This is a genomic window from Streptococcus parasuis, assembly GCF_021654455.1.
Classification (GTDB): Bacteria; Bacillota; Bacilli; order Lactobacillales; family Streptococcaceae; genus Streptococcus; species Streptococcus parasuis.
Genome location: NZ_AP024276.1, coordinates 2160477 through 2184407, shown reverse-complemented (window position 1 = coordinate 2184407; position 23931 = coordinate 2160477). Strand labels below are relative to the sequence as shown.

General features: G+C 38.4%; 26 protein-coding genes. 21 read left to right on the top strand and 5 right to left on the bottom strand.

Annotation, left to right across the window (positions count from 1 at the left end):
* Positions 1 to 53: 53 nt before the first annotated feature.
* Both recF and yaaA read right to left on the bottom strand, forming a co-directional pair.
* Positions 54 to 1145: a DNA replication/repair protein RecF gene (gene recF, locus L6410_RS10930; RefSeq protein WP_172055304.1), complete on the bottom strand. Its 1092-nt coding sequence runs from the start codon at positions 1143 to 1145 to the stop codon at positions 54 to 56.
* A gap of 2 nt (positions 1146 to 1147) precedes the next feature.
* Complete coding sequence (gene yaaA / locus L6410_RS10925) at positions 1148 to 1531, bottom strand: S4 domain-containing protein YaaA (RefSeq protein ID WP_172055306.1); 384 nt, start codon at positions 1529 to 1531, stop codon at positions 1148 to 1150.
* Between the two features lie 73 nt (positions 1532 to 1604).
* On the opposite strand from yaaA, the gene yfmF reads away from it, so the two are divergent.
* The 12 genes from yfmF (at position 1605) to L6410_RS10865 (ending at position 12650) form a co-directional block, all read left to right on the top strand.
* The gene (gene yfmF / locus L6410_RS10920) at positions 1605 to 2858 is read left to right on the top strand and encodes an EF-P 5-aminopentanol modification-associated protein YfmF (protein ID WP_237395531.1); all 1254 of its coding nucleotides are present in this window, start codon (positions 1605 to 1607) and stop codon (positions 2856 to 2858) included.
* On the top strand, positions 2855 to 4135 hold the full coding sequence (gene yfmH, locus L6410_RS10915; protein WP_237395530.1) for an EF-P 5-aminopentanol modification-associated protein YfmH: 1281 nt from the start codon (positions 2855 to 2857) through the stop codon (positions 4133 to 4135). The genes yfmF and yfmH overlap by 4 nt, the downstream gene beginning before the upstream one ends.
* Positions 4136 to 4217: 82 nt before the next feature.
* On the top strand, positions 4218 to 5102 hold the full coding sequence (gene rodZ, locus L6410_RS10910) for a cytoskeleton protein RodZ (protein WP_172039383.1): 885 nt from the start codon (positions 4218 to 4220) through the stop codon (positions 5100 to 5102).
* 11 nt (positions 5103 to 5113) lie between these two features.
* Positions 5114 to 5653: a CDP-diacylglycerol--glycerol-3-phosphate 3-phosphatidyltransferase gene (pgsA, locus tag L6410_RS10905; protein WP_024391342.1), complete on the top strand. Its 540-nt coding sequence runs from the start codon at positions 5114 to 5116 to the stop codon at positions 5651 to 5653.
* Positions 5653 to 6489 (top strand): energy-coupling factor ABC transporter ATP-binding protein, encoded by an 837-nt coding sequence (locus L6410_RS10900; RefSeq protein WP_105126890.1) that lies wholly within the window; start codon positions 5653 to 5655, stop codon positions 6487 to 6489. Before pgsA ends, L6410_RS10900 begins: the two co-directional genes overlap by 1 nt.
* Positions 6465 to 7307: an energy-coupling factor transporter ATPase gene (locus L6410_RS10895; protein ID WP_024391340.1), complete on the top strand. Its 843-nt coding sequence runs from the start codon at positions 6465 to 6467 to the stop codon at positions 7305 to 7307. The genes L6410_RS10900 and L6410_RS10895 overlap by 25 nt, the downstream gene beginning before the upstream one ends.
* The gene (locus L6410_RS10890; protein WP_172055313.1) at positions 7300 to 8097 is read left to right on the top strand and encodes an energy-coupling factor transporter transmembrane component T family protein; all 798 of its coding nucleotides are present in this window, start codon (positions 7300 to 7302) and stop codon (positions 8095 to 8097) included. The genes L6410_RS10895 and L6410_RS10890 overlap by 8 nt, the downstream gene beginning before the upstream one ends.
* A 126-nt stretch (positions 8098 to 8223) precedes the next feature.
* Positions 8224 to 8994: an aggregation-promoting factor C-terminal-like domain-containing protein gene (locus L6410_RS10885; protein WP_237395529.1), complete on the top strand. Its 771-nt coding sequence runs from the start codon at positions 8224 to 8226 to the stop codon at positions 8992 to 8994.
* 220 nt (positions 8995 to 9214) lie between these two features.
* Positions 9215 to 9769: an aggregation-promoting factor gene (gene apf, locus L6410_RS10880; protein ID WP_172085002.1), complete on the top strand. Its 555-nt coding sequence runs from the start codon at positions 9215 to 9217 to the stop codon at positions 9767 to 9769.
* Positions 9770 to 9885: 116 nt separating this feature from the next.
* Positions 9886 to 11268, top strand: a complete 1383-nt coding sequence (locus tag L6410_RS10875) for a HAMP domain-containing sensor histidine kinase (RefSeq protein ID WP_237395527.1) — start codon at positions 9886 to 9888, stop codon at positions 11266 to 11268.
* Positions 11265 to 11933, top strand: a complete 669-nt coding sequence (locus tag L6410_RS10870; protein ID WP_237395525.1) for a response regulator transcription factor — start codon at positions 11265 to 11267, stop codon at positions 11931 to 11933. The genes L6410_RS10875 and L6410_RS10870 overlap by 4 nt, the downstream gene beginning before the upstream one ends.
* 111 nt (positions 11934 to 12044) lie before the next feature.
* Positions 12045 to 12650 (top strand): DUF3642 domain-containing protein, encoded by a 606-nt coding sequence (locus tag L6410_RS10865; protein WP_237395523.1) that lies wholly within the window; start codon positions 12045 to 12047, stop codon positions 12648 to 12650.
* 233 nt (positions 12651 to 12883) lie between these two features.
* Here the strand turns inward: L6410_RS10865 and sdaAA are convergent, their stop codons facing one another.
* Positions 12884 to 13756 carry an L-serine ammonia-lyase, iron-sulfur-dependent, subunit alpha gene (gene sdaAA / locus L6410_RS10860; protein ID WP_172085006.1) on the bottom strand — a complete coding sequence of 291 codons (873 nt, stop codon included), beginning with the start codon at positions 13754 to 13756 and terminating at the stop codon, positions 12884 to 12886.
* Positions 13757 to 13768: 12 nt separating this feature from the next.
* Positions 13769 to 14440, bottom strand: coding sequence for an L-serine ammonia-lyase, iron-sulfur-dependent subunit beta (sdaAB, locus tag L6410_RS10855; protein WP_172085008.1), 672 nt, complete (start codon positions 14438 to 14440; stop codon positions 13769 to 13771).
* Between the two features lie 230 nt (positions 14441 to 14670).
* Here sdaAB and mnmA point away from each other — a divergent pair, with 230 nt between their 5' ends.
* Positions 14671 to 15795, top strand: coding sequence for a tRNA 2-thiouridine(34) synthase MnmA (mnmA, locus tag L6410_RS10850; RefSeq protein WP_012028041.1), 1125 nt, complete (start codon positions 14671 to 14673; stop codon positions 15793 to 15795).
* A gap of 42 nt (positions 15796 to 15837) precedes the next feature.
* Here mnmA and L6410_RS10845 read toward each other — a convergent pair whose 3' ends face one another.
* Entirely contained in the window at positions 15838 to 16227 is a 390-nt protein-coding gene (locus L6410_RS10845; RefSeq protein WP_002941856.1) for a nuclear transport factor 2 family protein, read from the bottom strand.
* A 125-nt stretch (positions 16228 to 16352) separates the two neighbouring features.
* Between L6410_RS10845 and L6410_RS10840 the strand changes: the two genes are divergently transcribed.
* The 8 genes from L6410_RS10840 to L6410_RS10805 all read left to right on the top strand — a co-directional run bounded on the left by L6410_RS10840 (position 16353) and on the right by L6410_RS10805 (position 23923).
* The gene (locus L6410_RS10840) at positions 16353 to 16679 is read left to right on the top strand and encodes a winged helix-turn-helix transcriptional regulator (protein ID WP_002938209.1); all 327 of its coding nucleotides are present in this window, start codon (positions 16353 to 16355) and stop codon (positions 16677 to 16679) included.
* A gap of 140 nt (positions 16680 to 16819) precedes the next feature.
* Positions 16820 to 17275: an NUDIX hydrolase gene (locus L6410_RS10835; protein ID WP_237395521.1), complete on the top strand. Its 456-nt coding sequence runs from the start codon at positions 16820 to 16822 to the stop codon at positions 17273 to 17275.
* A gap of 2 nt (positions 17276 to 17277) precedes the next feature.
* Complete coding sequence (gene mnmG, locus L6410_RS10830; RefSeq protein WP_237395519.1) at positions 17278 to 19194, top strand: tRNA uridine-5-carboxymethylaminomethyl(34) synthesis enzyme MnmG; 1917 nt, start codon at positions 17278 to 17280, stop codon at positions 19192 to 19194.
* Positions 19195 to 19278: 84 nt separating this feature from the next.
* A complete protein-coding gene (locus L6410_RS10825) occupies positions 19279 to 21240 on the top strand; it encodes a GGDEF domain-containing protein (protein ID WP_237396798.1) in 1962 nt (653 codons plus the stop codon).
* A gap of 11 nt (positions 21241 to 21251) precedes the next feature.
* Positions 21252 to 21704 (top strand): 50S ribosomal protein L9, encoded by a 453-nt coding sequence (gene rplI / locus L6410_RS10820; RefSeq protein ID WP_024397257.1) that lies wholly within the window; start codon positions 21252 to 21254, stop codon positions 21702 to 21704.
* 31 nt (positions 21705 to 21735) lie between these two features.
* Positions 21736 to 23091, top strand: a complete 1356-nt coding sequence (gene dnaB, locus L6410_RS10815) for a replicative DNA helicase (protein WP_237395517.1) — start codon at positions 21736 to 21738, stop codon at positions 23089 to 23091.
* A 3-nt stretch (positions 23092 to 23094) separates the two neighbouring features.
* Positions 23095 to 23346 (top strand): Veg family protein, encoded by a 252-nt coding sequence (locus tag L6410_RS10810; protein ID WP_024391327.1) that lies wholly within the window; start codon positions 23095 to 23097, stop codon positions 23344 to 23346.
* A gap of 163 nt (positions 23347 to 23509) precedes the next feature.
* Positions 23510 to 23923 (top strand): hypothetical protein, encoded by a 414-nt coding sequence (locus L6410_RS10805; RefSeq protein WP_172019381.1) that lies wholly within the window; start codon positions 23510 to 23512, stop codon positions 23921 to 23923.
* The last annotated feature ends 8 nt before the right edge of the window (positions 23924 to 23931 follow it).

Below are 23931 nucleotides of genomic sequence, written 5' to 3'. Positions count from 1 at the left end.
CAGGGTCTTTCTTTTTATGTAAATGTAGTTGACAAATACTGTAAAGCACCTTTTCAGTCTTCGGTAATGTTTCCCTTTTGAATATGGAAAATTTTAAGATTTTCAGGCAGCTTATGTAAATGGTCTAAAGATGTCGTAGTTATAAATGTTTGAATCGTATCGGTAATTGTTTCAAGCAATTTCAATTGTCGATTGTTATCAAGTTCGCTCATGACATCGTCTAACAATAGAATCGGATACTCTCTTGTCATTTCTTTCATTAATTCTATTTCAGCGAGTTTGAGAGAAAGGACAAGACTACGGTGTTGTCCTTGGCTACCAAAATGGGCGTTCATATCATTTAGAAAGAAGGCAATATCATCACGGTGTGGTCCTACACCTGTATTTTTTTTGAATAAATCACGTTTACGACTATTTTCTAACTCTGTCAAGAAAGCGTCAATTAAATTGACAGAGTTAGTCAAGTTAACTGAAGATAGATATTGAATGTTTAAGGTTTCTTTTTGATTTGAGATTTCTTGAACTTTGCTGTTGCCATGCAATTCTAATTTTTTTAGAAAGTCAATCCGGTGTTGGATAACACGACTACCATACTCTGCTAGTTGATGATCCAATACAGATAAAAAGGTATTGTCTACCTTTTCTGTAGATTTAAGATAGGCATTTCTTTGTTTTAAAACATGGTTATAGCTTGACAAGTCTGAGAGATATATTGGTTTGATTTGTCCTAATTCGACATCAATGAACTTTCTCCTTAAGGCAGGGGCACCTTTGATTAATTGCAAGTCTTCCGGTGCAAAAAGAACAACGTTCATGTGTCCAATGTAGTTTGAAAGCTTTGCTTGTTTGAGATGATTGACTTTTGTTACTCGCCCTTTATCTGTCAAGTGAATGTCAAGCGGAATCTTACCATTTGTACGATGAAGTATTCCGGAAATAGATAATTCTTTTTCCTGAAATTGTAGAAGGTCTTTATCTGTTCGGGTTCGATGACTCCGTGTCAGGGCTAAAAAATAGATAGATTCTAGCACATTGGTTTTACCTTGGGCATTTTCACCTAAAAAGACATTGAGTCCTTTGTGAAACTCAATATCTAAATGGTTGTAATTCCGAAAATGTTTTAATGCTAATCGTTCCAACCACATGTTTATGTACCAGGGAAACGAACAGGTTTTCTGTCAGCTTTTTGAGCTGTTTTTTTTGAAGGAGGGACCTGTTTCTTATTTTTTTTATTCTCTTGATTCAATTTTTTAACAATGGCAGCTACCCGCTCTTTTTCAGCCTGATCTTCTTGGTATTGCTGAATTTCTTCTGTACTTGGAGCAATAACAGTTATAGTAATACCATGTTCTGGTAGTGCGACTGTGTCACCAATACGGATTTTTTTCCCTCTTCTTTTTTCATCTTCTCCATTAAAAAGGATGGTGTTTTCTTCTAAAAAAACTTTGATAGCACCTCCTGAGTGAAGAATACCAGTTGTTTTTAAAAGAGCCTGCAAAGTAATGTAGTCATCAAATAGTTTAAATTCCATATGTCACCTCGTTACAGAATATTATAACACAAAATGGTATAATGAAAGGTACAATGTTTGAAAGAGGAAGAGAATGCAATTACAAGAAGGAGTTAATCTTCATTTTATAGAATCAAGTAAGTTTACGACCAATAGAATTCGTGTGCGTTTTGCTGCAACAATGAGTGAAAAAACAGTGGCAGGTCGTGTGCTACTAGCCAATTTACTAGAAATGGGAAATCAAGATTATCCAACAGCGCGTCAACTTCGAATGAAATTAGCTGCTTTATACGGAGCACATTTTTCAACCTCTGTTTCTAAGAGGGGACGAGTTCATTTTGTTGATGTGAACATCTCGTATGTGAAATCATCGTTTTTGCTCAATAAAGAAGATATAACCATAGAAATAATTGATTTTCTATATGCCTGTCTATTTCGACCGTTGACAGAAGGAAAAGCTTTCAATAAAAAAATGTTCGAAGTGGAGAAAAGAAATTTATTAAGTTTTTTAGAATCTGAGGTAGAAGATAATTTTTATCATGCGGATGTTGAAATGAGTCGTCTCTATTTTAATGATGAAGATATACAGGTGCCACGAGTTGCTCGAATTGATTTAGTACAAAAGGAGACAGCTGAATCTGTTTATGAAGCATACAAAAAAATGCTAAAAATGGACAGAATTGATATTTTTGTTGCTGGAGAAGTCAATCAATTAGAGGTTCAAAATAAATTTAAAAACTTTGAATTTACATATCGAAATCCAAAATTGGAGTTAGAGTACTCACAAGATTATTCCAATATCGTTCATGAAAAAGTGGAACGAAAAGTTGCTCAACAATCTATTTTAGAATTAGCATATCATTTACAAGTTATTTACAACGATGTAAACTATCCTGCATTGTTGGTTTTTAATGGTCTGTTAGGTGCCTTTTCTCATTCTAAATTATTTATGAATGTTCGGGAAAAAGAAAGTCTGGCCTATACGATTGGGAGTCAAGTGAATATTTTTTCAGGTATGTTGAAAGTATATGCTGGAATTAATCGAGAAGATCGATTGAGGACAATGAAGCTCATAAATCGTGAATTTCTTGCAATAAAACGTGGTCAAATTACAGAGGATGACTTGGAATTAACAAAAAAATCACTAACTCATTCTGCAACGCTGGCTCAAGATAGGCAAAATAATCTAATTGAACAGGCCTATAATGAAGTCTGCTTAGGAGAACGAAATCTAACTTGGCAACAGTGGATTGATGGTATTCATGCGGTATCGATAGACGATGTTGTAAAAGTTGGAAAAGTTATTCGTTTACAGGCTATTTACTTTATGGAAGGAGTTGCTCAATGAAACTAATTGAAAAATGCTATCCGTATATGAAGGAGAGTCTTTATTATGCTAAACTTGACAATGGGTTGACAGTAACTTTACTTCCAAAAACTGATTTTAATGAGGCCTATGGAGTATTAACGACAGAATTTGGGGCTCTACATACTCAATTTAAAGCAGATGGTAAAGAAATTGTTCACTATCCCGCAGGGATTGCCCATTTTTTGGAGCATAAACTATTTGAATCAGAAGAAGATGGCGATGTGATGAATCAATTTGCCAAATTAGGTGCTAGTGCAAATGCCTATACTGGATTTCGTCAAACAAGCTATCTTTTTTCAACTACCCAAGAAGTGTTATCTTGTTTGAATTTACTGCAATCATTTGTTACTAAGCCTCATTTTACAAAAGAAAATGTAGAGCGTGAGCAAGGAATTATTGAACAAGAAATCGAAATGTACCAAGACGATGCAGATTATCGTCTTTATATGGGAATTTTAGCTTCACTCTATCCGGGAACTCCATTAGCTTATGATATTGCTGGTACTGTTGAATCAATTTCACAAATTACAGCTGATGCTTTGTATGAAAATTATTTAGCCTTCTATCGTCCAAGTAATATGCATATGTTTATTGTTGGAAATTTTATTATAGAAGAGGTATGGGAAGAAATTATTCAAACCCAAGAGAACTCTGTGCAAGATAGTAGGTCGTTTGAAAAACTTGCCTTGACACATTTACCAATTTTAGAACATCAAACAGAGCAATTTGAGGTAGCTACTTCAAAATTAGCAATAGGGTTAAGAGGGAATGATGTTATTTCAAGGCAGGAAATTCCAAGATACCAAGTATGTTTACAATTATTATTTGCAATGTTATTTGGTTGGACTTCAAAACGCTATCAAGCCTTATATGAGGATGGAATAATTGATTCTTCGTTTCAATTTCAAATTGAGGTAAGCCCAGACTATCACTTCGTAGTCATTACGACAGATACTGAGTCACCAATTCGATTATCTAGTTTAATTATGAAAGCCATTCACCAATTTGAAAATGATAAAGATATCAATCATCAACAACTTGCATTATTAAAAAATGAAATGTATGGTGATTTTATTCGAAGTTTAAATTCACTTGAATTTACTGCCAGTCACTTTGTGACTCAAGTCACTGATGAGCAGACTATTTTTGATTTTCCAGAGATTATTCAATCTATTACACTGGAGGATGTTTTTGAGGTTGGGAGGCAGTTTATTTACAACTGTGATATGACAGATTTTACGATTTTTCCCCGATAGAATGTTGTAAAGCATCGAAATTTCCGTAGTTTTTTGTTAAAATAGAGTATTGTATACAATGAATGAATGAGAGAAGGGATTTATGAGGCAAAAAAGTATCGGTGAAGTTCTTCGATCAGCTCGAGAAAGTAGGGGCTGGAACCTAATTGATGTGCAGAGAATGACGAAAATTCAGGCTAAATATTTACAAGCATTAGAATATAATGATTTCGAATATATACCAGACAGTAACTACATAGAAAGTTTTTTGGTAACGTATGCGGATGCGCTTGAATTAGATTCTGCTGTATTACTAGATGCTTATAAAAAGAACAGTCTAGTAATCTACTATGAAGAAGGAGAAGAGGAAGAACTTTCTACGGAGTTAAAAAGACGTTATAAGTTAAGAAAAAAGAATAAAAAAGATTCTTTTCTTCCTTTGTTTTACTTGTTACTAGCAGCTGGTTTGATGATTATTTTTGTGACATTTGTGATTCATAGTCGTATGAAGCAAATTTCACTATTCTCAAATCAAAGTACATCTTATAGTGTGTCTAGGCAAGTGACAAATTCAACAAGCTCAATAGCAAGTACATCAACATCAGGAAATGTCATAGAGGAGTCTTCTTCAAATAGTTCTAGTTCTACTAGCAGTTCAACAACTAGCGCTTCTGAAATGATTCAGGTAACTGGATCTGGAGAAAGTATTAGTGCTACCGTATCAAAGATTACCTATCCAATTGATATTACTGTAACTGCAGACAATACAACTAGTTGGATTAGTTTATCTGATACAACACTTTCAGGTGGCGTAACACTGACCCCTGATAACCCATCAGCAACAACAAAAATAGAGGAAGGAGTATCTTCAGCTACTCTCGTTTTAGGTGTTGTAAAAGGGGTTACTATTACAATCGGTGGTCAAAAGTTGGATACATCGGCTTTAACTACTCAGACAGGAAGTATTACCCTGTACTTTGAACAATAAAGGACGAAAAGATGAAAAAAGAAAATATTCCCAATGCATTAACAATTGGTCGGATTCTCGTTATCCCCATCTTTATTTTATTATTAACGCTTTGGAACAATGCAATCAGCCATACACTGGCTGCAATTATCTTTGCTTTAGCTAGTATTACAGACTATTTAGATGGTTATTTAGCTAGAAAATGGAAAGTTGTTACAAATTTCGGAAAGTTTGCAGATCCAATGGCGGATAAAATACTGGTAATGACAGCTTTTATTATGCTAGTTGAATTGGGATTTGCCCCTGCTTGGGTTGTTGCGATTATCATTTGTAGGGAGCTTGCTGTAACTGGTTTGCGTTTACTTTTAGTTGAAAATGGTGGGACAGTCCTAGCCGCAGCAATGCCAGGGAAAATTAAAACCTTTTCTCAAATGTTTGCGGTCATTTTCCTACTCTTGCATTGGAACCTGCTTGGTCACATAACATTGTATATCGCACTTTTCTTCACCCTGTATTCAGGTTATGATTATTTCAAGGGTGCTTCATTTCTTTTCAAAGATACATTCAAATAATGGAAAATATTATCGAAGTTAAAAATCTTAAGTATAAGTACGATCAAGAAGACGAAAAATATACTTTAAACGACGTTTCGTTTCACGTGAAACAAGGAGAGTGGTTGTCCATCATTGGCCATAATGGATCAGGGAAATCAACAACTGTCCGTTTAATTGATGGCTTATTGGAAGCTGAATCTGGGGACATTTACATATCCGGCGATAAATTGACAGCTGATAATGTCTGGGAAAAACGCCGTCTAATTGGAATGGTCTTTCAAAATCCAGATAATCAATTCGTTGGGGCTACAGTAGAGGATGATGTTGCTTTTGGTTTGGAAAACCAAGGGGTTCCTCTTGAAGAAATGCGTGTTCGTGTTCAAGAAGCTTTGGAATTGGTTGGCATGGCTAATTTTAAGAAGAGAGAACCTGCTAGACTCTCTGGTGGACAAAAACAGCGTGTTGCAATAGCAGGTATCGTGGCTTTGCGTCCCAATATTGTTATTTTGGATGAAGCAACGTCTATGTTAGATCCTGAAGGGCGTTTGGAATTAATTCGTATTGTGAAGGAAATTAAAGATCAACATAATATGACGGTTATTTCTATTACGCATGATTTAGACGAAGTTGCACTAAGTGATCGTGTGATTGTGATGAAGAATGGGCAAATTGAATCAACCAGTACCCCAGCAGAATTATTTATGAGGGACGATTTGATTGAGCTTGATTTAGAACAGCCATTTACAGCAAATTTAGCTGAATCATTGCGCCAGGCGGGAATCGCTATTCCGCTACGCTATTTTACAGAGGAAGAATTAGAGGAAACTTTATGGGAATTCATCTCCAAGAAGTAAGCTATACCTATCAAGCTGGCACACCTTTTGAGGGGCGTGCGCTTTTCGGTGTAGATTTGGAAATTGTTGACGGTTCCTATACTGCACTGATTGGGCATACTGGTTCTGGGAAATCAACTATTTTGCAACTTTTAAATGGATTAAACATCCCCACATCTGGTAGTGTGATTGTTGATGATATGGTTATCAACGCGACTTCAGATAAAAAAGGTATTAAGCAAGTAAGAAAAAAAGTTGGCTTGGTTTTTCAGTTCCCAGAAAGTCAAGTTTTTGATGAGACAGTCTTAAAAGATGTGGCATTTGGTCCACAAAATTTTGGTATTTCCCAAGAAGAAGCTGAAAAGATTGCTCGTGAAAAACTTGCACTCGTTGGTATTTCGGAAGAGCTATTTGAAAGAAGTCCTTTCGAGTTATCTGGAGGTCAAATGCGCCGAGTTGCGATTGCAGGAATATTAGCCATGGAACCAAATGTTCTAGTATTGGATGAACCTACAGCAGGACTAGATCCTGCTGGACGTCAGGAATTAATGGACATCTTTAAACAGTTACACGCTAATGGCATGACCATCGTTCTGGTAACTCATTTAATGGATGATGTTGCTAATTATGCAGATTGGGTCTATGTGATGGAGAAAGGGAAGTTAATCCGTTCAGGAAAACCGAGAGATGTTTTTCAAGAGGTTGAATTTTTGGAAACTATTCAATTAGGTGTTCCAAAAATAACAAAATTTGCTGCGAATCTGGAGAGAAGAGGCTTTGTATTTGAACGCTTGCCAGTTACGATAAAAGAATTTGCCGAGGTGATGAGTCATGGATAAATTGATTTTAGGTCGGTATATTCCTGGGAATTCGATGATTCATCGTTTAGATCCACGTAGTAAATTGTTGGCCATGTTTGCCTTTCTTTTGCTTATTTTCTGGGCAAATAATTTGATAACAAATGTTCTAATTATTGCCTTTGTGTTTGCAATGGTCCTTTTATCACAAATACGCCTATCTTTTTTTATCAATGGTTTAAAACCAATGATAGGGATTATTCTGTTTACAACCTTCTTCCAAGTTTTCTTCACACCTGGAGCAAGTGTTTTGTGGGAATTTTGGATTTTTAAGGTTTCGATTGAAGGCTTGCAGCAGGCGCTGATTATCTTCATCCGATTTGTACTCATTATTTTCTTTTCAACCTTGTTAACATTAACAACGACACCTTTGAGTCTGGCTGACGGTATTGAATCTGGTTTAGCCCCTCTGAAACGGTTGAAAGTTCCTGTTCATGAAATTGGTCTAATGCTCTCGATGAGTTTACGTTTTGTACCAACCCTTATGGATGATACCACACGCATTATGAATGCACAAAGAGCGCGTGGTGTGGATTTTAATGAAGGAAATCTGATTCAAAAAGTTAAATCGGTTATTCCTATTTTGATTCCACTATTTGCTTCAAGTTTCAAGAGAGCTGATGCCCTTGCTACAGCGATGGAAGCGCGTGGTTATCAAGGAGGCGAAGGAAGAACCAAATACCGAGTTTTAGAATGGAAACTGCCAGATACCTGTGCTGTTATTGTCATGGTATTACTTGGTGTAACACTCTATGTACTAAAAAGTGCTTAAAATATTATCCTTTTCACCATAAAACAACTTTATTGAAATATTTGTAATAGATTTTTAAATGGAAAGTAATATTATGATAGTATGATAGGAATAGTTATAACAATAAGTAGAGGACTATTCTTTTTAATGAAAAAGAGTTTGATTTATAAAGCATTAAAAGGTGTTGCTGGACTATTCACTATTCTTTCTTTGGTGTTAGTTGGTTTCATTCTAACAGGGAAGATATCTCATACCCAAATTGTGAGAGCAGTATCTGATGCCCCATATACTATTAAGAATACAGTAAATAAGATTCGTAATGGTGTTCCACATACAACTGAATATATTTCAGCAAGTCCTATTTTTGAATTGGGCTATGAAACCATATTAAAGTTGAAGACTGATTCTCAACCACTTCAGGTGGAAGCTTTAGAAATAACGTTTGAAGAACCGCAAATTGTTGAATCAAGTGATTTGCGAGATGAAAGTTCGACTGATACAGGATTAGGAGATGATGGAACTATCGCTACAACAGGGGACCTTCAAAGTGATATGTATGTAAGCGAAACTAGTTTGGAGCCAACAGCTATTGAGTCAGAACAAGTAATCTCACAAGTAACTCCTCATTCAGAAGTGATTCAACCTGTTTCAAATCCAATGAACACTGCTAATCAGTCATCTGCTGGTTCAACTATTGACGATGTTTCTGCTAAAGAATGGATTGCACAAAAAGAATCTGGAGGTAGCTATACGGTTTCTAATGGAGTATATATTGGAAGATATCAGCTACATAGCGCTTATTTAAATGGAGACCATTCACCAGAAAATCAGGATCGTGTAGCAGATGCCTATGTTTTGCAACGCTATGGTTCATGGTCAGCAGCCTACCAGTTTTGGTTAGCAAATGGATGGTATTAAGAAAATAAATAATGCCTAGTTTTTTCTAGGCATTTTCTTTTTTTAAAAAACAAATATATTTATGTAAAGAATCGTGTAAATATATGTAGAAAACGCCAGTAAATAGCGCTTTTATAGTGTAAACTCAATGTCACTGTAATATTTGTAATATTTTTTCAAACTCAGAGTAATAGTTGAAGTGTATGATAGATAACATAACAGAAAGGAATGTATTTACATAATGAATATTACATTTAAACAGAACATTAAAACAACTATTTTAGGTTTGGTTGCGGGCATCGCAATTTTAAGTGCTGGTGTGGTTAGCGCTGACACTTATACTGTAAAATCAGGGGACACATTGTCAGAGATTGCTTTGACATATAACACTACCGTCGAAAAATTAGCAGAGCAAAACAAAATCACTAACCCTGATTTTATTCATGTTGGTCAAGCTATTGAGTTGGGTGAAGTGACAAAAGTGGCTACTTCAACGCAACCAACTCAGGAGACTGAAACAGCTACGACACCAGAAACAACTACAACTAGCTCTTATTCTTCAAACTTGAGTGCTGAAGATGCTGCAGCTAAAGAGTGGATTGCACAAAAAGAGTCAGGTGGTAGCTATGATGCTCAAAATGGTATCTATATTGGTCGTTACCAATTGACAAATACGTACCTAAATGGAGACTACTCTGTTGAAAACCAAGAGCGCGTAGCTGATGCTTACGTTGCCGGTCGTTACGGTTCATGGTCAGCAGCCAAAGCATTCTGGTTGGCAAATGGTTGGTATTAAAATATCTATAAAAAAGTCTAGTTTCACTAGGCTTTTTAGTTTTGTAGTTTTCTATGCTTTACAAATTGTGCAAATTTGCTTATAATGTGAAAAAAATTGACAAGAAGAGAAAAAGAATGAATTTACAGAAACGAATTTTTCGCGTGAATATGACAATGCTCGTCTTATCTTTAATAGCTATGTTAGGGGTGAGTATCTATGTGGTTAATAGCATTTATCGTAACCAAGGGACTTGGCAATCCACCAGTCAGAAGACAGCAGCAAGTCAGCAGAGTATAGAGAATTTTGCAGGCACAGATTTTGCAAGTTTAGCTGACGCTTTATCTGTGAATGGGGCTCAACTCTATGTAGAAAGTAATGGAGAGATTTTGTTTTCAAATCTTTCTGATGATGCAGATGAGCTTTCAGAAGTAACGGTGTCAACTACAACTCATACCTCTTATGTTGATGGTGAGGTTATTATTAGTCGAAAGATTGCAACAAATGGCCAAATTTACTATTTATATGCTTGGTTAGAGGACTTGGAAGAACAACAGGAAAGCCAGGATTTTCAAGCCTTTCTTTTGCAACTTTTCTTGGTTGGTGGGGCAGGTATTGTCATCATAGTCGTGCTTAATTTCCTCTTTACTCGCCGTCTATTAGGTGTTGTCATGCGTCCTTTGAATGAATTGCATAGCGGTGTAAAACGTATTCAGCAGGGAGATTATACAGCACCTCTGACTTATCAAGGTGATAAGGAATTTGAAGAATTGACCCAAGGGTTCAATCAAATGCAGACTTCTTTGTTAGATGCTCGTGAGAAAAATCAGTTGTATGAACAAAATCGAACCCAGATGGTCGCAGATATTTCGCACGATTTGCGGACTCCTTTGACTTCTATCAAAGGTTATGCCAAGGGAATTTTGGATGGAATTGCCAATACGGATGAAAAACATAATCAGTATTTGACTGTTATCTATCAAAAATCTCAGCTTATGGAAAACTTGCTGGAAAAATTATTTGCTTTTTCACAATTGCAGACAGATAAAATGCCATTTGATAAAGTCCAGCTTGATTTGGCCATCTTTTTACAGTCCTATGTAAGAGAGAAAACTGAGGAATTAGTAGATGAGGACATTCGGTTTAGTTTGGAAGTATCGGATGGATTGCCAGTTGAGATTGATCCAATTCAATTTCGTAGAATTCTAGATAATTTGGTGGACAATGCACGAAAATATGCCGCTGTAAAGCCCCTGATAATCAGTATTACTGGACAAATGCAGGAGCAAGAAGTTGTTTGGACTTTTACAGATAACGGAAAAGGTGTAGAAAAGAATAGACTTGACTTAATTTTTGAAGAATTTTACAGGGCAGACGGTACCAGACAGCAAGTAGAAGGCCATGGTCTGGGGTTAGCGATTGTAAAAAATATTATCGAACGCTTGGGAGGTCGAATGTCTGTTGAGGCAACTCCAGGTCTTCGATTTATCTTTAGATTACCTAGAAAGGATATGAAATGACACGGATTTTAATCGCAGAAGATGATGTAGAGATTGCATATTTGGAGCGAGATTATTTGGAAATGCAGGGCTACCAAGTAGATTTGGTACATGATGGAGGTTTAGTTGAAGAACAATTGAACAAAGAAGATTACGCGCTTCTCATGTTAGATGTCATGCTTCCAAACAAAACAGGCTATGATCTTTGCCGTGATTTACGGGATAAGGTGGACTTCCCTATTTTGATGGTTACATCCAAGCAAGAAACCATGGACGTGGTGAGAGGACTCGGTTTGGGAGCGGATGATTACATTAGCAAACCTTTTGATCCTATGGAGTTGGTGGCGCGTGTAAAGGCTCATTTGGCTCGCTACCAGCGTTTTCAAAAGGATAATAATCAGAATGAATTAACAGTTGGGAATATGACTATTTTCTTGGATAATTGGAAGGTGACTTTGGATGGTCAGGAAATCAAATTGCCCAATCGTGAATTTGAATTGCTTGTTTATTTAGCAAAACACCCTAACCGAGTATTCTCTAAAGATCACTTGTTTGAAACCATTTGGGGATATGACTATGTTGGAGATAGTGCAACAGTTGCTGTTCATGTCAATCGGCTCCGAGATAAATTGGGATCGGATTTGATTGAGACCGTCTGGGGAGCAGGATATCGTCTTAATGATTAATTTATTAGTGTTTAGAATTTGTTTAGAAAGTTTCTCTAAAGTGTTAAAACCTATCCTCTATAATAGACTTATCAGCAAGAGCTGAAGAAAACAAGTTAAAAAGAGGACAAAATGGAAAATAACAATCAACAACAAGAAATTATTGAAGTGGCAGAAAATAAGAAAACAGGTATCTGGGAATCAGTCAAACAGAAGGTTACAGGCATGAGTAAGAAATCGATTATCTTATTGTCAGTAGGTGCCTTGGCACTTGTGACGGCTGGTTTTATCGCGGCAGAAGTCTATGAAAATAAACTAGAGGCATTAGGAGATCAAATTGAGCGACAAGTTGGAATTGCAGATGATGATGACAATCAACAGGTAATAGCACAAGCTAATGCATCATCAGCCTCATCAGTAAATACAACTTCTGCAAGTCAACTAGCAACAAGTTACGGTGTAAAGTTAGTTGACACCTCTGAGCTAGATGGTACTTATGCAGCAACATCTGGAAATAACACCTACACGTTGACTGTAAAAGGGAATCAAGCAACCTTGACAGAAGTTGACAAAGACGGAGATCAAGATATTGAACAAGTTATCTTTGATTTAGATAAAAAACTTGCCTACATTGATGGCGAAGCAGATAGTTATACCTTGAATGGTCCAACTCTTACTTTGACAGAAATTGATGCAAATGAAACTACATTAGATAAGCTGATTTTTACAAAGCAATAATAAAAGGACCGTCAGGTCCTTTCAGATTGAAGAAAAAGTCCATTTTGGACAATGTTCTTCAATCTTTTTTCTTTATGTTGAAAATAAAAAACTCTCAGAAACGCCGAAATATCAATGTTTCTAAGAGTTTAATGACTTGCTATCTTTTACAAACTTCTTCAATTTTTTATATTTTTAGGAGTTTGTCTACGTTCTGAAAGGACCGTCAGGTCCTTTTATTGTTTACAAAACTGTCAACCTTCCCCAAAAATTTCCTGTGCTAGTCGGCGACCAGTCGGTGTAGCAGCAAGCCCGCCTTCGGCTGTTTCACGAAAGGCTGTTGGTAAAGCAGCACCTACTTGATACATAGCATTTATTACCTCATCAGCAGGAATCTTTGATTCAATCCCAGCTAATGCCATATCAGCAGCTACCATAGCATAGCTAGCGCCCATCGCGTTTCTCTTGACACAAGGCACTTCTACTAGGCCAGCGACAGGATCACAGATGAGACCAAGCATATTTTTGATAACAAAGCAGATAGCTTGACTAGCTTGATACGCTGTCCCGCCCGCAGCTAGTGTTAGTGCGGCAGCAGACATAGCAGAAGCTGAACCAACTTCAGCTTGACACCCACCCTCTGCTCCAGAAATAGAAGCATTGTTGGCAATGACAAGACCAAAGGCACCAGCCGTAAAGAGAAAGTCAAGTTGTTGCTCTTCTGTCAACTTCAACTTGTCAATGGCAACTCCTAAAACAGCTGGTAAACATCCAGCGGATCCAGCAGTCGGAGTGGCACAAACAAGACCCATCTTAGCGTTTAGTTCATTGACAGCCATGGCATTTCTAGCTACTGACAGTATGGAGGTGTCGGACAGTGTCATTCCACTTTTTATATATGCGTCAAGTTTTGCTGCGTCCCCACCTGTCAATCCTGAAACAGATTTACTTTCGGAGAGGCCATCAATAATGGAATTTTTCATTACTGTCAAGTTTCTTGACATAATTGTCAATATTTCATCTCGGTTCCGCCCAGTTAGCTCCATTTCAGTAGCAATCATTAGTTCTGAGACGCTACCAGAAAACTGTTCTGCCTGTGAAACCAATTCTTCAATTGTATAAAACATGGCTCTCTCTTTCTAGTTAAAGAAGGTAATATTGTGCAAGTGCGGGATTTTTTCAATTTCTGGGATAGCATGTTCACACTGGCGGGAGTCTACCTCAATAATCATGATGGCTTTTTCCCCTGCTTTTTCACGGGTGACATTCATTTGAGCAATATTAATATTGTATTTAGATAAAATATCAGTAACTTTAGCAATCATGCCTGGGACATCTTGATGAACGATAATGATAGTTGGGGTGTTCATATTCAGATTGACAGAAAATCCATTTAGTTCCGTTACCTGAATATTTCCTCCTCCAATGGATACACCTGTTGCAGAAATAGATTTTTTCTCATTTTTTATTATGATTCGCGTTGTATTGGGATGGGGTGTATTACTCTCTTTGTTGACACGCCAGTAAACTTTGATACCACGTTCCCTCGCAATATCTAAAGAGTCAGGAATCCGTGGATCATCTGTATCCATACCTAAAATACCTGCGACCAAGGCTACGTCAGTACCATGCCCTCGGTATGTTTTAGCGAAGGAGTTGTAGAGTTGGAATTCAACTTCGGTGGGTTGCTCTCCAAAGATAGATGAGACAATCTTGCCGATACGGACCGCCCCAGCTGTGTGACTGGAAGAAGGTCCAATCATGACTGGTCCAATAATATCAAAGACCGATTGAAATTTTAAATTTGACATAGTAATCCTCACGTTTTTCTTGGTTCTATTATATCAAAAATTCATTTACGAGAATATGCTTAGATGCATGGGCTTTTATATCAAAATTCTATCTATGTCCCATCTTATATGATATAATACAAATTGTTCAAATCGACCTTCAATCGTTTTGGATAAAACTAGACCCTTCAAGTCTAAGTTGAAATTGAACTCGGATTGAGTCTGAGTATCACAATTGATGGGAGAAGATTATGTCAATAGACAATTCTAAAACCCGTGTTGTTGTCGGTATGAGTGGTGGTGTGGATTCATCGGTTACGGCTCTCTTGCTCAAGGAGCAGGGCTACGATGTCATCGGCATCTTCATGAAAAACTGGGACGACACGGACGAAAATGGCTTCTGTACAGCAACAGAAGATTACAAAGATGTGGCTGCGGTGGCAGACCAAATCGGCATTCCTTATTACTCTGTCAACTTTGAAAAAGAGTATTGGGACCGTGTGTTTGAATATTTCCTTGCAGAATATCGTGCAGGTCGTACACCCAATCCAGATGTCATGTGTAACAAGGAGATTAAGTTTAAAGCTTTCTTGGATTACGCCATGAATTTGGGAGCAGATTATGTAGCGACGGGGCACTATGCTCAAGTAACACGTGATGAAGACGGTACCGTTCATATGCTGCGCGGGGCAGACAATGGCAAGGATCAGACCTACTTCCTTAGCCAACTATCACAGGAACAACTGCAGAAAACCATGTTTCCGCTCGGCCATTTACAAAAGCCTCAGGTAAGGGAAATAGCAGAGCGAGCAGGTTTGGCGACAGCTAAGAAAAAAGACTCGACAGGTATCTGTTTTATCGGTGAAAAGAACTTCAAAGAATTCTTAGGGCAGTATTTGCCAGCCCAACCCGGTCGGATGATGACCGTTGACGGTCGTGATATGGGAGAGCATACAGGCCTCATGTACTATACCATTGGTCAGCGGGGCGGGCTTGGTATCGGCGGACAAATCGGTGGAGACAATGAGCCTTGGTTTGTTGTCGGAAAAGACCTGTCGAAAAATATCCTCTATGTCGGACAAGGTTTCTATCATGAGTCCTTGATGTCAACTTCTTTACAGGCTAGTCAAGTTCACTTTACACGTGATATGCCGGAAGAATTCACGCTGGAATGCACAGCTAAGTTCCGCTATCGTCAACCAGACAGTCAAGTAACTGTCAAGGTAAAAGGTGACAAGGCAGAAGTTATCTTTGCAGAGCCACAACGAGCCATCACACCAGGACAAGCCGTTGTTTTCTATGACGGACAAGAATGTCTTGGCGGTGGTATGATTGATATGGCCTATAAAGACGGAGAGGCTTGTCAGTATATTTAATCAAAAATAAAAGCTTAGCACTCTCGTGCTGAGCTTTTTATCTTATCCCCAGAAAGCATCTTCGGCTTTTTGGTCGGCTGAGAAGAGCCAAACTTCCTTGATTTTGCCATCTTCCATACGGAAAAGATCGATGCCATTCATGTTTAGTTCTTCACCATCTGTTCTAGTACCGAGGAATGTTACGTTAGCGGCAACAAGAGTATCATTATCTGACACCCAGTTTGTCACTACTTTGAAAGTTCCATTTGTTTTTTCGGCGAAAGTTGCTAGATGTGCTCCGAGTACTTCTTTACCAATTTTAGCACCAGATGTTGAATGATTTCCGGGTTGATGCCAGATAATGTCATCTGCCATAGTTTCAAAAAGAGCTGCAAAATCACCAGCGATGAGAGCATTGTTATAGGCATTAAAAATTTCCAAGTTTGTTGACATTTGATGTCCTCCAATTTTTTTGATATAGTACAATTATAGTGGAAGTAGTCAATTATGCAAGTAGGTACTTTTGCATTTGTTGGTATCAAAAGTGATACTATTGTGATAAATAAAGGAGAAGTTTTTTGAAAAAAGTTAGTGAATATGGTATTTGTCCTTTTGCAACAACGCAAAAAGTCTTGACTGGTAAGTGGGGATTGGTGATTATCTACCAACTCAGTACAGGAACGAAACGCTTCAATGAATTACAGCGACTAATTCCAGGTATTACTCAAACCATGTTAACAAGGCACCTTAGACAATTGGAGGAGGATCGCATTATTAGTCGCACGGTCTATGCAGAAGTCCCCCCTCGTGTAGAGTACAGCTTGACTGAAATGGGTGAAAAATTTCGTTCGGTGCTGGATGCTGTTGAGGCTTGGGGCTTAGAATATATTGAAACGTTAACGTAACACCAGATTTGAAATTCTACAAATCTTTTGATAGAATAAGAGTAACAATTATCATGATGGTCAAAGCTCATGGGAATTGTAGGCTTTTTGTCCTGCAATTTTCGAGAGTTTTGGCTATTTTTTGTGATTGGGGAGAGAAGATGGATTTCAGAACCAGAGTTGACAATCAAATTTTCGGTGTCCGTGCCTCTGCATTGATAATAAAAGATGGGAAAATATTTCTCACCAAGGACGCTAAGGGGTGTTACTATACCATCGGCGGTGCGATTGCAGTCAACGAAACTGCGCAAGATGCGGTTGTTCGAGAAGTCAAAGAAGAATTAGGGGTTGACAGTCGTGTCAACCAACTGGCTTTTGTCGTTGAAAATCAATTTATACACGGGGGCATAGCTTTTCACAATATAGAGTTCCATTTCATCGTTGATCCTATAGGGACACTACCTGATGAAATGATAGAAGCGAAGTTGAAGCAACCTTGTGAATGGATTGAAATTGACAGCCTTGTAAACCTAGATGTTGTACCAGCTTTTCTGGCTCGAGAATTGCCAAACTGGGATGGACAAGTCGAACATATCATGAATGTAAAGGAGAAATAAATATGACACACACATTTACAGAAAACTATGATGTCATCGTAATTGGAGCGGGGCATGCTGGTGTAGAAGCGGGCTTGGCAGCTAGTCGGATGGGTTGTAAGACCTTGCTTGCGACGATTAACTTGGATATGGTGGCATTTATGCCCTGCAATCCATCTATTGGTGGCTCTGCCAAGGGGATTGTGGTAAGGGAAATTGATGCCTTGGGTGGTGAAATGGGCCGAAACATTGACAAAACCTATATTCAGATGAAAATGCTCAATACCGGAAAGGGACCAGCTGTTCGTGCTTTACGGGCTCAGGCTGATAAAGCAGAATATGCAGCGGAAATGAAGCGGACGGTGGAGCGTCAAGAAAATTTGACCCTGCGTCAAACCATGATTGATGAGATTTTGGTCGAAGATGGTAAGGTTGTAGGTGTTCGTACTGCTACTAATCAGAAATATTCAGCAACAGCAGTCGTGGTAACGACTGGTACTGCCCTACGTGGTGAAATCATCATTGGAGATCTCAAGTATTCGTCAGGTCCTAACAATAGCCTAGCTTCTATCACGCTGGCGGATAATCTGAAAGAATTGGGACTTGAAATTGGTCGTTTCAAGACAGGGACACCACCACGTGTGAATGCTCGTACTATAAACTACGAGGAGACAGAAATTCAACCAGGTGATGAAAAACCAAACCACTTTTCATTCTTGTCAAAGGATGAGGATTACTTACAAGACCAAATTCCTTGTTGGTTGACCTATACCAATGCGACCAGCCATGAGATTATCAACAGTAATCTTCACCGAGCACCCATGTTTTCAGGTATTGTCAAGGGGATTGGTCCACGTTATTGTCCATCTATCGAGGACAAGATTGTACGTTTTGCCGACAAGGAACGCCACCAGCTTTTCTTAGAGCCAGAAGGTCGTCACACAGATGAAATTTATGTCCAAGGGTTGTCGACTAGTTTACCTGAGGATGTTCAAAGAGAGTTGGTTCATTCAATCAAAGGATTGGAAAATGCTCAAATGATGCGAACAGGTTATGCAATTGAGTATGACATGGTTATGCCTCATCAGTTGCGCGCTACATTGGAAACCAAAAAGATTTCAGGGCTTTTTACAGCAGGACAAACAAACGGAACATCAGGCTACGAAGAGGCAGCAGGCCAAGGGATTATTGCTGGTATTAATGCGGCCCTCAAGGTACAGGATAAACCAGAATTGATTTTGAAACGAAGCGATGGCTATATTGGGGTCATGATTGATGACCTAGTGACTAAGGGTACTGTTGAGCCTTATCGTCTCTTGACCAGTCGGGCTGAATACCGCTTGATTTTGCGTCATGATAATGCCGATATGCGCTTGACAGAAATTGGTCGTCAGGTTGGACTGGTAGACGATGAACGCTGGCAGGTCTTCCAAATCCACAAAAATCAATTTGATAACGAAATGAAACGTTTAGAGTCTATCAAACTCAAGCCAATCAAAGAAACCAATGAAAAAGTTGTTGCAATGGGCTTTAAACCTTTAACTGATGCACTGACTGCAAAGGAATTTATGCGTCGACCTGATGTAACGTATGCTGATGTTGTTGCATTTATTGGCCCTGCGGCAGAGGACTTAGATGCAAAAACAATTGAGTTGATTGAAACGGAAGTCAAGTATGAGGGATACATTGCTAAGGCCATGGATCAAGTTGATAAGATGAAACGCATGGAAGAAAAACGAATTCCAGCAGATATAGACTGGGATGATATTGATTCGATTGCAACCGAGGCTCGTCAAAAATTTAAGCTGATTTCCCCAGAAACAATTGGACAGGCAAGTCGGATTTCAGGCGTCAATCCCGCAGATATTTCCATCCTAATGGTATATTTAGAAGGACGCAGTCGCTCTATTGCGAAAAATAAGAAGAAAGATAGCCTTTAGTGCTTATCTTTTTCTTTTAAGCAGGTGGTACCAAAACTAGAATTTTCTTGCATTTTATGGTAAAATGGCAGGCAGAGGTTAATGATGAAAAAGTTTCGTTTTTCGACAATTCATTTTGTCATGATAGGTGTGATATTATTTGGTTTGGTTGCAGTTCTCCATCGAATGTTTCCAATGGGCATCGTTACGGTTTTTGCACTCTTCTTAAGTCTCGTCTTACTCGTATCTTTATTTGTATACCAGAAGTATTCATATGAATTTAGTGAGTTGGAGCAGATTGAGTATTTAAATACTCAGGCAAATTCTGGATTAATGAAGCTGTTAGATAAAATGCCAATCGGTGTTATTAAAGTAAAAACTGACAGCAATCAGGTTGAATGGTTTAATCCATTTGCAGAACTAATATTTGCAAAAGAAAATGGGGAGTTTGATGAAAAAAAACTCCGAGAAATCATTGATGTGGGATTGGATGAAGAGCGGACCTATGCAAATTTTTCAGGCAAAAGGTACACTGTAAATGTTGACTTTGATCAAGGATTGTTCTATTTTTTTGATGCGTCCACAGAATACACAGCAACAAATAGCTTAATTGGCAGCAGACCGGTTATTGGCATTATTTCTGTTGACAACTATGATGAGTTAGAAAATTCAGTGACCGACTCACAGATTAGCCAAGTAAATTCATTCTTAGCTCAATTTGTTTCAGATTTTTGCCACGAGTACGGTATTTATTACCGCCGTGGAACAATGGATCGATTTTATTTCTTTACAGATTATGCAGTTCTAGAGAAATTGATTGAGAATAAATTCTCAGTTATTGATAAGTTCCGAGAAGAAGCAAAAAAATTGGAGTTGGGTTTGACTTTAAGTATGGGGATTGCTTTTGGTAATGAGAATCACCATCAAATAGGACAAGCAGCACTTCAAAATTTAAATATGGCTGAAGTTCGTGGTGGCGACCAAGTTGTTGTCAAGGAAAATGATGAAAGCAAGCAGCCGCTGTTCTTTGGAGGCGGTTCAGCTTCGTCAGTCAAACGAACACGAACACGGACACGGGCCATGATGACGGCTGTATCCGACAAACTGAAATCAGTTGATGCCGTTTTTGTTGTAGGACATCGTAATTTAGACATGGATGCACTCGGATCAGCAGTAGGGATGCAATATTTTGCACAAAATATTATGAATAATGCCTATACCGTGTATAATCCAGATGAAATGGCACCAGATATTGAACGTGCTGTGAAGAAATTGTCGGAAGAAAATTGCTCTAATTTATTCACGATTGATGAAGCACTAAAATTAGTCACTTATGAGTCCTTACTCATTATGGTAGACCATTCTAAAATTGGATTGACCTTGTCACAAAAACTATTTGAGAAGTTTAATCAAGTGGTTGTTGTGGATCACCATCGTAGGGATACGGATTTTCCAGATAATGCGATTCTGACCTATATCGAAAGTGGAGCAAGCTCTGCAAGTGAGTTGGTAACGGAGCTCATTCAGTTCCAGAATGATAAACACCATAAGTTAAATAGACTTCAATCAAGCCTTTTGATGGCGGGTATTATGCTGGATACCAAGAATTTCACGTCACGCGTGACCAGTCGTACATTTGACGTAGCTAGTTATTTACGTACACGTGGCAGTGATAGTTTGGAAATTCAACAAATTTCTGCGACAGACTTTGAAGAATATCGTCAGATTAATGAGTTAATTTTACGAGGGCAAAAAGTTGAACCACATGTGGTTATTGTTTGTGCTGATGAGACGAAAGACTATGACAATATAATCCCAAGTAAAGCAGCCAATACTATTTTAGATATGGCAGGGATTGAAGCAGTATTTGTACTCACAAAAAATATCAAAGGATATGTGGCAATTTCTGCGAGAAGTCACAGCAAAGTCAATGTTCAACGGATTATGGAAGAAATGGGCGGAGGCGGTCACTTTAATTTAGCTGCTGCCCAAGTGTATGATCAAACGATAGAAGAGGTTTGTGAAACACTCACTACGATAGTACGGGAAGAAATAAAAGACAGTTAAGGAGTTAGAAGATGAAAGTAATCTTTTTAGCAGATGTTAAAGGACAAGGAAAAAAGGGCGAAATCAAGGAAGTTCCAACGGGTTATGCTCAAAATTTCTTGATCAAAAAAAACTTGGCAAAAGAAGCTACAAATCAAGCAATTAGCGCACTTCGTGGCCAAGAAAAATCAAAAGAAAAAGCTCATGCGGAGATGATGGCAGAGGCTGAAAGTATTAAAGCTAAATTGGCTGAAGAAACGACCTTGGTGACCTTTGTTGAAAAAGTTGGTCCAGATGGACGTACATTTGGTTCTATTACAAGCAAGAAGATTGCAGAAGAATTGGATAAACAATTTGGAATCAAGATTGACAAACGTCATATTCAATTAGATCACCCTATTCGTGCGATTGGTTTGATTGAAGTTCCTGTTAAAATTTATCAAGATGTAATAGGTCTTATTCAATTGAGCATCAAAGAAGCCTAGGACACTACTTAGCCAGTGAGGAGGTGAGGTCTTGGCAGAGTTAGAAGAATTACGAGTACAACCTCAGGATATTTTAGCGGAGCAGTCCGTTTTAGGCGCGATTTTTCTTGATGAAGGAAAGCTTGTTTTTGTCCGCGAGTATATTGAGACGGAAGACTTTTTCAAACATGCCCACAAGTTAATTTTTAAAGCGATGATTGCCCTTTCTGACAGGAATGAGGCAATTGATGCGACAACCATGCGCAACTATCTTGTCAACCATGGTGATTTGGAAAATATTGGTGGCTTGGCTTATTTGGCGGAAGTCATCAGTTCTGTACCGACAGCAGCCAATGCGGAATTCTATGCCAAGATTGTTGCGGAGAAATCGAATCTTCGCAAGTTGATTGCCCGTTTGACGGATGCAGTCAATCAAGCCTATGAAGGAGCAGATGGCTCAGATGACATTATTGCTAATGCTGAAAAAGCTTTAATTGATGTCAGTGAGGGAGCAAGTCGGAGTGGCTTTAAGAGAATTGACGACGTTCTAAATATCAACTTTGATAACTTAGAAACACGCGCCAAACAGACATCCGATATTACAGGTATCGCGACTGGCTATCCTGCCCTCGATGCCATGACAACGGGTTTGCATGAGGAAGAGTTGATTATTCTTGCGGCTCGTCCTGCGGTTGGTAAGACGGCATTTGCTCTCAATATTGCACAAAATATCGGTACAAAACTGGGCTTGACAGTTGCTATCTTCTCTTTGGAGATGGGTGCAGAAAGCTTGGTTGACCGTATGCTCGCTTCTGAGGGAGTTATCAATTCGAGGGCTATTCGTACGGGTCACCTAACGCAAGAGGAATGGAACAAGTACATGGTGGCTCAAGCTAATTTGGCTCGAGCAAGTATCTATATTGATGATACTCCAGGTATCAAGATTACCGAAATTCGCTCGCGTTCTCGTAAATTGGCGCAGGAGACAGGGAATTTAGGTTTGATTTTGATTGACTATCTCCAATTGATTACAGGAACCGGTCGAGAAAACCGTCAACAAGAAGTTTCAGAGATTTCTCGACAATTGAAAATTCTAGCCAAGGAATTAAAAGTTCCAGTTATTGCCCTCAGTCAGTTATCTCGTGGTGTGGAGCAACGTCAAGATAAACGTCCTGTCTTGTCTGATATCCGTGAGTCAGGGTCTATTGAGCAGGATGCGGATATCGTTGCCTTCTTGTATCGTGATGATTATTATGAACGCGGAGAGCAAGAAGATGGCGGCATTCCAAACAATACGGTTGAAGTTATCATAGAAAAAAACCGTTCCGGTGCGCGTGGTACTGTGGAACTAATGTTCCAAAAAGAATATAATAAATTTGCAAGTATTTCCAAGAGAGAGGATGGATAGAGAATGAGTGATGCATTTACAGATGTTGCCAAGATGAAGCAAATCAAGCAAGATATCAAAGAGCATGAGGGTCAAGTTGTTGAATTAACCCTTGAAAATGGTCGAAAGCGAGAAAAGAATAAACAAGGACGTATTGTAGAGGTTTATCAGTCTCTCTTTATCGTTGAATTTGAAGATCCCAACAATACCTTCGTAGAATCTTATACTTATTCAGACATTTTGACAGAAAAGATATTGATTCATTATTTGGATTAAAAGAGTTGCCCCCCCTTTTTTTACATGTTTTTATTTGACAAATTGTATAAAAAGACATAAAATGAAAACGAATACAAAGCAATAAAGAAAGGTGTGAGTCCAGTGTACATATCGCATAAGTGTTGTCTGTTGCTTTTTTGCGATATGGAGAAGAGGTGTCATTATGAAAAAACAATTGTTTTTGATAACTTTGTTGACTCTTGTTGCTGGATTCTTTTTGACAATACCAACTGTATCTGCGGATGTGATGATAACGCAGAACGATGTATTTGAAAATATAGAAATGGTTGGTGGGCATACTAATGAGAGCTTGGCTGATTTAACTCTTGTTGATGATACTGGTGACTACGTGACTTTTGATAGAGGTGACTGTGCTACATTGGTTCGTCTAGGTTTTAATTATTATTGCCCCACTAGTAACACAGGTAATGGGCGGCCAAGAGGTGCTCAGGTTAGTCTAACAATGAAGCAATGGAATTGCCTGCTCCACGCCTATGCGCTACCATTAACAATAGCGAAACCTGCCACAATTCCCCTGGCATTATGGAATACAGTATATGCTTGTCATAATATTTAAAATGTTTT

What these genes read in the sequence shown, in the direction of transcription:
- L6410_RS10825 (WP_237396798.1), top strand. Translation starts at nt 19,279, where the DNA reads ATGAAAAAGTTTCGTTTTTCGACAATTCATTTTGTCATGATAGGTGTG.
- L6410_RS10810 (WP_024391327.1), top strand. Translation starts at nt 23,095, where the DNA reads ATGAGTGATGCATTTACAGATGTTGCCAAGATGAAGCAAATCAAGCAA.
- L6410_RS10805 (WP_172019381.1), top strand. Translation starts at nt 23,510, where the DNA reads ATGAAAAAACAATTGTTTTTGATAACTTTGTTGACTCTTGTTGCTGGA.
- rodZ (WP_172039383.1), top strand. Translation starts at nt 4,218, where the DNA reads ATGAGGCAAAAAAGTATCGGTGAAGTTCTTCGATCAGCTCGAGAAAGT.
- L6410_RS10865 (WP_237395523.1), top strand. Translation starts at nt 12,045, where the DNA reads ATGGAAAATAACAATCAACAACAAGAAATTATTGAAGTGGCAGAAAAT.
- L6410_RS10890 (WP_172055313.1), top strand. Translation starts at nt 7,300, where the DNA reads ATGGATAAATTGATTTTAGGTCGGTATATTCCTGGGAATTCGATGATT.
- L6410_RS10870 (WP_237395525.1), top strand. Translation starts at nt 11,265, where the DNA reads ATGACACGGATTTTAATCGCAGAAGATGATGTAGAGATTGCATATTTG.
- yaaA (WP_172055306.1), bottom strand. Translation starts at nt 1,531, where the DNA reads ATGGAATTTAAACTATTTGATGACTACATTACTTTGCAGGCTCTTTTA.
- L6410_RS10900 (WP_105126890.1), top strand. Translation starts at nt 5,653, where the DNA reads ATGGAAAATATTATCGAAGTTAAAAATCTTAAGTATAAGTACGATCAA.
- L6410_RS10835 (WP_237395521.1), top strand. Translation starts at nt 16,820, where the DNA reads ATGGATTTCAGAACCAGAGTTGACAATCAAATTTTCGGTGTCCGTGCC.
- recF (WP_172055304.1), bottom strand. Translation starts at nt 1,145, where the DNA reads ATGTGGTTGGAACGATTAGCATTAAAACATTTTCGGAATTACAACCAT.
- L6410_RS10885 (WP_237395529.1), top strand. Translation starts at nt 8,224, where the DNA reads ATGAAAAAGAGTTTGATTTATAAAGCATTAAAAGGTGTTGCTGGACTA.
- L6410_RS10845 (WP_002941856.1), bottom strand. Translation starts at nt 16,227, where the DNA reads ATGTCAACAAACTTGGAAATTTTTAATGCCTATAACAATGCTCTCATC.
- mnmA (WP_012028041.1), top strand. Translation starts at nt 14,671, where the DNA reads ATGTCAATAGACAATTCTAAAACCCGTGTTGTTGTCGGTATGAGTGGT.
- apf (WP_172085002.1), top strand. Translation starts at nt 9,215, where the DNA reads ATGAATATTACATTTAAACAGAACATTAAAACAACTATTTTAGGTTTG.
- sdaAA (WP_172085006.1), bottom strand. Translation starts at nt 13,756, where the DNA reads ATGTTTTATACAATTGAAGAATTGGTTTCACAGGCAGAACAGTTTTCT.
- pgsA (WP_024391342.1), top strand. Translation starts at nt 5,114, where the DNA reads ATGAAAAAAGAAAATATTCCCAATGCATTAACAATTGGTCGGATTCTC.
- sdaAB (WP_172085008.1), bottom strand. Translation starts at nt 14,440, where the DNA reads ATGTCAAATTTAAAATTTCAATCGGTCTTTGATATTATTGGACCAGTC.
- yfmH (WP_237395530.1), top strand. Translation starts at nt 2,855, where the DNA reads ATGAAACTAATTGAAAAATGCTATCCGTATATGAAGGAGAGTCTTTAT.
- L6410_RS10895 (WP_024391340.1), top strand. Translation starts at nt 6,465, where the DNA reads ATGGGAATTCATCTCCAAGAAGTAAGCTATACCTATCAAGCTGGCACA.
- yfmF (WP_237395531.1), top strand. Translation starts at nt 1,605, where the DNA reads ATGCAATTACAAGAAGGAGTTAATCTTCATTTTATAGAATCAAGTAAG.
- mnmG (WP_237395519.1), top strand. Translation starts at nt 17,278, where the DNA reads ATGACACACACATTTACAGAAAACTATGATGTCATCGTAATTGGAGCG.
- L6410_RS10875 (WP_237395527.1), top strand. Translation starts at nt 9,886, where the DNA reads ATGAATTTACAGAAACGAATTTTTCGCGTGAATATGACAATGCTCGTC.
- rplI (WP_024397257.1), top strand. Translation starts at nt 21,252, where the DNA reads ATGAAAGTAATCTTTTTAGCAGATGTTAAAGGACAAGGAAAAAAGGGC.